This window comes from Xenorhabdus sp. XBWT (assembly GCF_059072735.1).
On sequence record NZ_JCACRQ010000005.1, the window covers coordinates 1 to 8,477 of the forward strand.

An 8,477-nucleotide genomic window follows, 5' to 3' on the forward strand; every position below is an offset into this window, starting at 1 on the left:
GTGGCTTTAAGAAGTGCTGGGGTGCCCTCTCGGTATAGATGCGAAGTTACGAACCCCCCCCTTAACGGTGAACTGATAGACCGTGATACTGGGGAGGTTATTTCTTTTAATAAACAATCTGATGCCATTGATGCAAGACGGGAGCGTTTTAAGCTTTTGGATGCGTCTGCAAGTGTGCTCCGTGCCTTTTTTGGGAGCAATCCCCCAGTTAAAAAAAATGGCCTTAAAAAATTACATAGGACATGTGATTGTAACCGTGTAACGATTTCCCCTACTGCTCAGGTGCTTAGAAGTGAAGAGCATAAAAAGGCTTTTTATAGCGGTATAGCGCAATGCGCTAGTGTTTGGACGTGTCCGGTTTGCGCCGCAAAAATCAATGAAAAAAAGGCTAATGAAATGCGGATCGCGGCTAGTCAGCGTGAAGCATTGGATCTTGAGTTCTCATTGCTAACATTTACCGCACCACATACAGCGGCTGATACGATTGAATCGCTAGTACCTAAAATGAGTAATGCTCTGTCGGGTTGGTGGCGTGGAGCGCCTGCAAAGCGATTTAAGGAAAAATACGGCATTATCGGGCATATTCGCTCTTTTGAAATCCGTTATGGTGAAAACGGCTGGCATCCTCATTTCCATATTATTGTGGTAAGCAAACAAAAATTACCTGTTACCCGTAGGGATACAAACCTATCTCGAACGCCTTTGCCGATTGAGCATCAAGATGCTGACTGGTCTTGGTGCCTAGAACGTTGGAAAGATATGACTACGCGGGCGGGGCTGGATTGTCCTAATGAGTATGGTATGGATATTCAAGGTGGGGAGAAGGCTGGCGAGTATATTACGAAATTTGGTTCTAATGGTGACGTACTTAAGACGGCATCAGGTGATGCGGTTACTTGGGATATGATGGATGAAGTGACCAAAGGTAATGTTAAGCGGGGTAAAAAAGGCTCTATGTCTCCGTGGGACTTACTTCGCGGCATTGCGGATACGGAAGATGACGACGAACGTCACCGTTTAAGAGTGCTATTTCTGTTTTATGCTAGGGCGATGAAGGGAGTTTCACAAATTAAATGGTCTCGTGGGCTACGTCAGTTCTTTGAGCTTGAACCTGACAAATCGGATGAAGAAATTGTGGCAGAGCAAGATGATAGCGCGAAATTGCTTTGTCATATTACGTTATCTGAGTGGCGTTATTTAATTAAATCTAGCAATCGGGCGACCGTTCTTGAGTTGGCGGAAAATGGAGGCTCTGAGGCAGTCGCAAGATTTTTGTTTACCTCCTTGTATTGCGGCGATTTTGATTTGTTTTACGCCACTTTTTTAAGTCGAGATGGAGGTACGGAGGTTTTAGGGGGATACACTGTCCCTTCTTAGAGGGAGTTTGTGAAGTCTATTTCTTTTTGTATGTTTTTTAATGCTTTTTCGTATTGCTTATTTTTTTCTTTCAGAGTGGTAATGAGGTTATTTTCAGTTTCATCGGAAAGATTTTTTTTGAATAACAGTAGTACCTGTTCGGCGAATAAATCATCTTTTATATAGAAATAGCATTCTGGTACGTTCAGAATTTCAGCGATTTCACAAACGGTTTTGTATGTGGGGGATGCGCCTCCACGCTCATATCGTCTAATCTTTCCTCTGGCTTGTTCAGAGTCTTCTGTCCCTAATGCTTCTCCCAGTTCACGCTGGGATAAACCTTTTTCCTTTCTTGCTTTAACTAATCGCTGTGCGTTCATATATATAATCTTAATCGTTTATCTTGACTATTTTTTACCACTGTTACAGAATGCGAGGCAGGCTCACTATATGAACCTAGGTACATATAGAGCACTGTGTGTTAGTTTCACCAGGGAATAAGAAATAATTTACAATAGTTACTATAACAAAATAAACCGTTCGAGCTAGCCCCTTTTTTTGGGGTTTTTTTTACTTTATAGCGAGATTGATACAATGAGTTTTGTATTAACAAAGAAGGGAAAAAAATATTTTGATATTAAAAATAGTATTGCAGAATTAAATTGGGTTCATGATGATATTGATATTTTGGCAGAACGTATTTTTAATATTATTTTTTCATATCCTGATTGCGTTCGTATTGGTGTTGCAATGACTTGTATTTTTATATTATTAACAGGATTTGATGATGATGTTGATAATATAGATATTGCAATGAATAAATATGGTGTTGTTGCGGTTTTTTTAATGTCAAAATTTGATATAGAGTTTGAATTAAAAAACATCATTAATTAATTTAAAATTAATTATTTTAAATATCAATTCCTTTTTTTTGTATGTGAATTATTTTTAATTAATATATATTAATTAGGGGTCTAATGACCCCTTTATTTTTTTATTTTTCCTTGTTTTTGGTTTTTTCTTCCCAAAGTAAACGCATTGCGATAGCGGTGCTTACGTAGTCATTCACACTAACTTCCTTTTTTTCACATAGTTTTTTAACTCTTTCAAAGAGAGGCTTTCTTATCCTGACTGAGATTGTTCCGCTTTGTTCCAGCATATCAGTGATGAGTTTGGCGCTTTCGCTCTCGCAAGTATCCTCGTAAGTAACTGATTTAGGGAGTTGCATTTTTTTTCCTCTTGTGTATGATGCAGAAAGTGATGCAGTTAATGATGCAAAATTCGATGCATTACACACTGCTTTGATTGATGTTACAGGAGACGTAAATGGACGTAAAAGGTTTGCTTATAAGTGTTCGCCGTTATGAATTTCCCGATAAAATAACAGGTGAGTTGATTACTGGTGTTAAAGTTTCATTGGCGACTGAGCCAGATACGAAAAGTGCGGATTCTCACGGTTATTTAATGAATGAGATTTCGGCTCCGTTTAATTTATTTCAGTCACTGGTTAATAATGCTAAAGATCTTGTGGGCAAACTGGTTACTGTTTCTTGTGATGTTAAATTAAATGGTCGTTTTGTGAAATTAAGTGCAGTTAGTATTCGTTCTGGCCTGTGATGGTTTTTTATATTTAACAATATTGATAATTGGCGGTTCAATATTGAATATTATTTATAGGATGAATAAATTATTCTTCATGAATTTAATTTAACGGAAATTTATGATTTGGTATTTAATGCCGCGTTAGTTATTTGCTTTTCACTCGGTATTATTGCCGGAGGCCAGAGATGATATTGTCTTATTTCTTTGGTGCTTTTGTATTGGGATGGTGTATTTCCCGTTCTATTCTTTACTTTAAACGATTGTCTGAGGTTTCAACGTGAAAAATTTGATTATTAAGTCTGCTGTGGCGGTTTCTTCATTGGCCGCATCCGTCGGGGTGTTTGCCTCTGAAGGCGGGGCGGGGGCAGCCAATCAGGCCAAGGTCGCGTTTGAACAATTGACCAGTCAAGCAACTGAGTTTACGACGTATGCCTGGGGACTGGCGGTATTAATTGTTGGCGCAACGGTCGGGATTAAATTGTTTAAGAAATTTGTTAACCGCGCGTCTTAATTTTTCCTTTTTATTTATGGAGGGGCTTAGGCTCCTTTTTTTGATCCAGAGGTTTATATGCGTCTTATTTTATTATCTCTCTTGGTCGTGCCTTGTTTTTCTTATTCTGCGGTATTGACGGATAAAGAATGTAAGTTAAAGGGGATTATTAGAAGCAGTACGATGACGGGTGTTTGGGTGTCAGGGAACACCAAATACGCGAATCGGGGGGGGTGTTTTTATTCGCTGTCGGGTATTGCAAGTTTAAGTCATGATGATGGCTATAGCTGGTATGGGGATTGGACTCCGGTAGGCGCAAATGGCGTTGATGATGAGGGCAACGGCGAAGGTTCTGGGAACGGCGAAGGTTCTGGGAACGGGAGCTTGAAAATAGGGCAATATATAGATGTCCCCAATGATGCTTATGAGATGGATTATCCTGAGGATGTGTCATTTACGGCTTATATTGAGAACAATCATCAGTATTATGCTAATCCTCTGGTAGGGAGTGGAGGCTATATAAAGGGAGATAGTCCAGATGATATTGCGTTATATAGCGTAATGGATTTTATTAAATCGAATAGGCGTTTGGAAAAAAAAACCTTTATGGAGGATGACGATGATAACAACCATATTTATTTTGAATATTTTGATAAAAAAATATCGTTTAAACTTGTAGAAAAGAAAGAGGGCTATCAATCATGGAGTAAATTCATGGGTTATACCTATGAAATAAAGACAACTAATAAGTCTATTGATACGACAAAAATATGCAGTTACTTGCCTGATTCTCAGGGTTTTACAAGACGCTTTTGTGATAAATCTCGATTAATTGAAAGGGAGCCTTGGGATTATAAAGAATACGTTACTGTTGAAGTGTATCCAAATGATAAATACGATAACAACGTTAATAATCACGTTAATATTCCTGATGGGAATGAAAGTAATCTTTTAGAGATTACGGATAATAACTCATCAGAGGGGAATGAAAATAATATTTCAGATAATGGCAGCAATGAATCATCGGGTCATAGTGGTCATCAATCATCGGGTTATGGGAGTCATTCTTCTGGTAGTCAGGGGGCGGTTTCTTCCGGTGGGAGTGGGGGGAGTTTTTCGGGGGAATTCGATTATGAACGCATGTCGAGTGCGAATAAAAATGCGATAACGGAAGAATATAATGAATTAAAAATAAAATCGGAAATTAATTCAGAATTTGAATCGGCTTCCTCGTCTTTGACTGAGGTGTTGAATAATCATATTAATAGTGTGTCTGGCTTAATTAATGGTACTGGCAAGATCGGCGATGAATTTCAAGATTCGGCGGGGTATATGGCTCAGATAGGACAGGGCGATAAATCTTCTTTAGTGGATAATTTTATGAGTTTTTTTCCTTCGTTGCCATCGGCCTCTGAGTGCAGGCCAATTATTTTTGGTGAAGGTCAGAAATATGAATTTACGATTGATTGTCAGTATCTTGATATGTTTAAACGTATTTTTTCTTTTATTCTTTATTTCTGGACGTTTGTCACTGTTTACGACACGTTCACTTCTATTCTGCGTAATAAGGGGTGATTGATGCCTGCATTACTGGGAATTCCTGCGTTAATTCGTTTTGTCGGCTGGCTGCTGTCTTTTTTAATCGGTTATTTAGCTAAATATTTTACTTTGGGCATTGCTCGTATTGCGTTGGCTATCGGGCTTTTTCTGGGGTTACTGGTTGGCCTGAACGGGTTACTGGTGTCGTATCTTTCGGATTTATCTGCGGCTTTACCGTCTGAAATTAGCGGGGTGATTTCCTCGCTTTTACCGTCTAATGCACTGCCTTGTGTTTATTCCATATTTTCATTGAAAGCGGCGGTTTTTATTTTTGACGTGAAAGACCGTGTTATCTCTTACCTCGATTGGAATAAATCATAATGGCCGTTTATGTGGTGACAGGAAAGTTAGGATCGGGAAAAACCTTAGTTGCCGTGGGTAAGATCCAGGACAAGATAGTGTCAGGGTGTAAAGTGGCGACGAACCTTGATTTACGGGTGTTTAATCTGCCTCGTGTGGGGCGGTTTGCCAAATCCCCACGGGTGATGCGCATTCCGGATAAACCGTCTTTGTCTGACCTTGAGTGTATCGGGATCGGCAATGATTCGTATGATGAAAATAAAAATGGGTTGTTGGTACTGGATGAGTGCGGGACGTGGTTTAACTCGCGTTCGTGGTCGGACAAGCAGCGGCAAGCCGTCGTTGACTGGTTTCTGCATGCCCGTAAGTTCGGCTGGGACATTATTTTTCTCATTCAGGACTTATCTATTATGGATAAGCAAGCGAGATTGGCACTGGCTGAGCATGTCGTTTATTGTCGCCGTCTGGATAAAATTACGATCCCGTTTATTGGCAGCCTGTACAGTGTGATGACCGGAAATAAATTACCCCTGCCAAAAATTCATGTCGGTATTGTGAAATATGGGGATTCGCCCCAGTCGATGACGGTTGAGCGCTGGACGTATACAGGCCGTGATTTGTATGCCGCGTATGATACCAAACAGGCGTTTTCTGATGCTTATGAACAGGGTGTTTATTCTTATTTAACGCCGTATTTATCTCATGGGCGTTATGCCTGCTCCCATGATATTGGATTTTATATGCGTTTAACTAAAATTTATTTAAAGCGTTTCTCCCGTATTGTTATTTTTATTATTGGTGCGTTAATTGGCTTTATTTTTAATTATTCATCACAGGTTAAACCTGTTAATAATAATATTATTAATAAATCTCATGAGGTTAAAGAAAATAAAACATTTCCATTAAATGAGTTCAGAATATTTTCTTCTTCTCGTTATGGTTTTGACGTTAATTATGTTTTTTCAGATACTAAAGGCAATAAATTCACGTCTAAAGAATTAGGGTTAAATGGCTATAATATTGATTTTATTGATGCCTGTACTGCTGTCGTGTATAAAGGGAATTATAATGAAAAAATTCGTTGTTAATTTAACCTGCTTTATTTCAATGTGTTTTTCTTGTTTTGCCTGGTCAGATCGTGTTGAATTAAATAATGCCCCGTTGCGGGATTTTGTGGCGTGGTATGCCAAGGAAGCGGCCAGGGCGATCGTGATTGCGCCGGAGGTGAAAGGGGAAATCACGGTTTATTCGGCTGATGTGACGAAAGAAAATATCACGGATTTTTTTGTCTCGGTGCTGCGGGCTAACGGGTATGATCTGGTCCCGGGTGAACCTGCCATTGTCGGTCAGTATCGGCCTACGCCGGATTATCTGGATTCGGATTTTTTACACAGTGATACCCTCCTTGCTGCCCCTGATTCAGCCTCTCTCCAGTCGGTGAAACTCATTACCCAGACTTACAAAGTCAACCATGTGAGGGCGAAAGATTTGGCACCGGTGATGGAGATTTATCTGAAAGCAGGGCGTGAAGCCGGTGCAAAAGTGTTTCCTTTTGATGGCGCCAATATATTGGTCGTGACAGCGTCAGCGCCACAGCATGAGGAATTGAAAACCGTCTTGCCAGAGATTGATGTACCCCGTGATCAGGTCTTGATAGAAGCGTTGATGTTTGAAACAACGGAAGGAAAAGCATTTGATTTCAGCTTTTCGGCTGGTTCTCAGACGGGGTCAGTGGCAGGGGGCGTTAATACGGATCGGTTGGCCTCGGTTCTATCAGCCGCAGGGGGATCATTTGGCATTTTTAACGGTAATGTTTTGGGATTGTCTCTTAAGGCGGTTCAGAAGGACAGTGCCTCTTCGGTGCTTTCTGTGCCGCGTATTCTCACGATGTCCGGTCAGCGGGGTTATATCTCAGTGGGGCAGAACGTGCCTTTTGTGACAGGTAAAGTCACGGGTGAAGCCGCCAGTGTGAATAATCCGTTTCAGACCATTGAACGCCATGATGTGGGCGTGTCTTTGTCGGTGACGCCGATTGTGACACCCTCTGATGTCGTTATCATGAATATTCATGTCAGGGCGGACAGTATCAGCAGTTTAACGGCGGCGAGTGACATTATCACGAATCAGCGTCAGATTGAGACGACCGTTCACCTGAACAGTGGTCAGACGTTATTATTGGGCGGTCTGATTGACGATCGTTCTTCAAATGAAGACAGTTCGGTGCCGTTTATCTCCCGCATTCCGTTGATTGGCTGGTTATTCAGTTCTGAATCGGATGATGCCCAAAAGCGGGCGCTCTATGTGATGATCCATGCTCGCGTTTTACGTGCTATCTAACGGTGATTAAGAAAAGCATTGGCCAACATTACAGATGCAATCTGTGATGTTGGCCAATGCTTGTTGATAAAACCTATTTGTAGGCCGAATGACGAATTATGTATTTTCCCTTGGCGAACGCGCCCGAAGTAATCTGATTAATTACGTCATTACGTTATTTTTTTCACGTAAACGAACAAAAGAACAATGTTCGTTCGGTGTGTGAAAGGATGCCCTTTAGGGCATGGAAGGAGGCTCACTATAGTTACTGGGGACACCATCAGCCAATCCGACGACGCAAAAGGGGGACTAAATCAGGGAGTCGGGAACCCCTCCCCTTCCTGCAAAGCCTGAAATGCACGGAACTATCATTAACTCGATAGATAGATGGTCGGAGACAAAAGAAATGTTCAGCGAAATCGATCTTGTAATGTATCGATATAGGCACTATATTGTAGTGAATATATCAGTACAATTAGAGGTTTTTATGAAAGAGGTTGCCATTCAGGTTCGCCTTCCTGAACCAGATAAAAAGGCATTCGCTGATTTGTGTAAAGGGAAAGATACGACTGTGAGTCGTGAAATCCGAATTTTTATACGTGAACAGTTAAAGAAAAATTCGCAGCAGAGTATTAAGTTTTAAAATGCTCGTGAAAATTTTAGAGCAAATAGATTAAAAAGAGTAAGCCCAGTTAAATAACTGGGCCTGGATGGTTGCGGGGTCTATATCTTGGCGGATTTCCCCCCTGCTTTTAGGAGTATATCACATGGTTATATGGACTTCATACCTGATCGCCAGTAAGGCGGTTTTGAG

12 protein-coding genes are annotated in these 8,477 nt (G+C 40.7%); 10 read left to right on the forward strand and 2 right to left on the reverse strand.

What is annotated here, in order from left to right:
- The first annotated feature begins 396 nt into the window (after positions 1-396).
- Complete coding sequence (locus AC5JQI_RS20035) at positions 397-1,377, forward strand: rep family protein (protein ID WP_493914898.1); 981 nt, start codon at positions 397-399, stop codon at positions 1,375-1,377.
- Here the strand turns inward: AC5JQI_RS20035 and AC5JQI_RS20040 are convergent.
- The gene (locus tag AC5JQI_RS20040; RefSeq protein ID WP_493914899.1) at positions 1,374-1,736 is read right to left on the reverse strand and encodes a helix-turn-helix domain-containing protein; all 363 of its coding nucleotides are present in this window, start codon (positions 1,734-1,736) and stop codon (positions 1,374-1,376) included. The genes AC5JQI_RS20035 and AC5JQI_RS20040 overlap by 4 nt on opposite strands.
- A 214-nt stretch (positions 1,737-1,950) precedes the next feature.
- Here AC5JQI_RS20040 and AC5JQI_RS20045 point away from each other — a divergent pair, with 214 nt between their 5' ends.
- Complete coding sequence (locus AC5JQI_RS20045; protein WP_493914900.1) at positions 1,951-2,250, forward strand: hypothetical protein; 300 nt, start codon at positions 1,951-1,953, stop codon at positions 2,248-2,250.
- A gap of 100 nt (positions 2,251-2,350) precedes the next feature.
- Here AC5JQI_RS20045 and AC5JQI_RS20050 read toward each other — a convergent pair whose 3' ends face one another.
- Complete coding sequence (locus AC5JQI_RS20050) at positions 2,351-2,584, reverse strand: toxin-antitoxin system HicB family antitoxin (protein WP_493914901.1); 234 nt, start codon at positions 2,582-2,584, stop codon at positions 2,351-2,353.
- Positions 2,585-2,682: 98 nt separating this feature from the next.
- Here AC5JQI_RS20050 and AC5JQI_RS20055 point away from each other — a divergent pair, with 98 nt between their 5' ends.
- The 8 genes from AC5JQI_RS20055 (at position 2,683) to AC5JQI_RS20090 (ending at position 8,306) form a co-directional block, all read left to right on the forward strand.
- Positions 2,683-2,973, forward strand: a complete 291-nt coding sequence (locus AC5JQI_RS20055) for a hypothetical protein (RefSeq protein WP_493914902.1) — start codon at positions 2,683-2,685, stop codon at positions 2,971-2,973.
- A 99-nt stretch (positions 2,974-3,072) separates the two neighbouring features.
- The gene (locus tag AC5JQI_RS20060; protein ID WP_275384260.1) at positions 3,073-3,147 is read left to right on the forward strand and encodes a tail virion protein G7P-2; all 75 of its coding nucleotides are present in this window, start codon (positions 3,073-3,075) and stop codon (positions 3,145-3,147) included.
- Positions 3,148-3,235: 88 nt separating this feature from the next.
- Complete coding sequence (locus tag AC5JQI_RS20065) at positions 3,236-3,469, forward strand: major coat protein (RefSeq protein ID WP_493914903.1); 234 nt, start codon at positions 3,236-3,238, stop codon at positions 3,467-3,469.
- Between the two features lie 57 nt (positions 3,470-3,526).
- Positions 3,527-5,023, forward strand: a complete 1,497-nt coding sequence (locus AC5JQI_RS20070; RefSeq protein ID WP_275384255.1) for a hypothetical protein — start codon at positions 3,527-3,529, stop codon at positions 5,021-5,023.
- Positions 5,024-5,026: 3 nt separating this feature from the next.
- A complete protein-coding gene (locus tag AC5JQI_RS20075; RefSeq protein ID WP_275384256.1) occupies positions 5,027-5,368 on the forward strand; it encodes a minor coat protein in 342 nt (113 codons plus the stop codon).
- Entirely contained in the window at positions 5,368-6,435 is a 1,068-nt protein-coding gene (locus tag AC5JQI_RS20080; protein WP_275384257.1) for a zonular occludens toxin domain-containing protein, read from the forward strand. Before AC5JQI_RS20075 ends, AC5JQI_RS20080 begins: the two co-directional genes overlap by 1 nt.
- Positions 6,416-7,684 carry a secretin GspD/PilQ domain-containing protein gene (locus tag AC5JQI_RS20085; RefSeq protein WP_275384258.1) on the forward strand — a complete coding sequence of 423 codons (1,269 nt, stop codon included), beginning with the start codon at positions 6,416-6,418 and terminating at the stop codon, positions 7,682-7,684. The genes AC5JQI_RS20080 and AC5JQI_RS20085 overlap by 20 nt, the downstream gene beginning before the upstream one ends.
- A 466-nt stretch (positions 7,685-8,150) precedes the next feature.
- Positions 8,151-8,306, forward strand: a complete 156-nt coding sequence (locus tag AC5JQI_RS20090) for a hypothetical protein (protein WP_275384259.1) — start codon at positions 8,151-8,153, stop codon at positions 8,304-8,306.
- Positions 8,307-8,477 lie beyond the last annotated feature (171 nt).

What these genes read in the sequence shown, in the direction of transcription:
- AC5JQI_RS20045 (WP_493914900.1), top strand. Translation starts at nt 1,951, where the DNA reads ATGAGTTTTGTATTAACAAAGAAGGGAAAAAAATATTTTGATATTAAA.
- AC5JQI_RS20035 (WP_493914898.1), top strand. Translation starts at nt 397, where the DNA reads ATGCGGATCGCGGCTAGTCAGCGTGAAGCATTGGATCTTGAGTTCTCA.
- AC5JQI_RS20080 (WP_275384257.1), top strand. Translation starts at nt 5,368, where the DNA reads ATGGCCGTTTATGTGGTGACAGGAAAGTTAGGATCGGGAAAAACCTTA.
- AC5JQI_RS20040 (WP_493914899.1), bottom strand. Translation starts at nt 1,736, where the DNA reads ATGAACGCACAGCGATTAGTTAAAGCAAGAAAGGAAAAAGGTTTATCC.
- AC5JQI_RS20075 (WP_275384256.1), top strand. Translation starts at nt 5,027, where the DNA reads ATGCCTGCATTACTGGGAATTCCTGCGTTAATTCGTTTTGTCGGCTGG.
- AC5JQI_RS20050 (WP_493914901.1), bottom strand. Translation starts at nt 2,584, where the DNA reads ATGCAACTCCCTAAATCAGTTACTTACGAGGATACTTGCGAGAGCGAA.
- AC5JQI_RS20070 (WP_275384255.1), top strand. Translation starts at nt 3,527, where the DNA reads ATGCGTCTTATTTTATTATCTCTCTTGGTCGTGCCTTGTTTTTCTTAT.
- AC5JQI_RS20090 (WP_275384259.1), top strand. Translation starts at nt 8,151, where the DNA reads ATGAAAGAGGTTGCCATTCAGGTTCGCCTTCCTGAACCAGATAAAAAG.
- AC5JQI_RS20055 (WP_493914902.1), top strand. Translation starts at nt 2,683, where the DNA reads ATGGACGTAAAAGGTTTGCTTATAAGTGTTCGCCGTTATGAATTTCCC.
- AC5JQI_RS20085 (WP_275384258.1), top strand. Translation starts at nt 6,416, where the DNA reads ATGAAAAAATTCGTTGTTAATTTAACCTGCTTTATTTCAATGTGTTTT.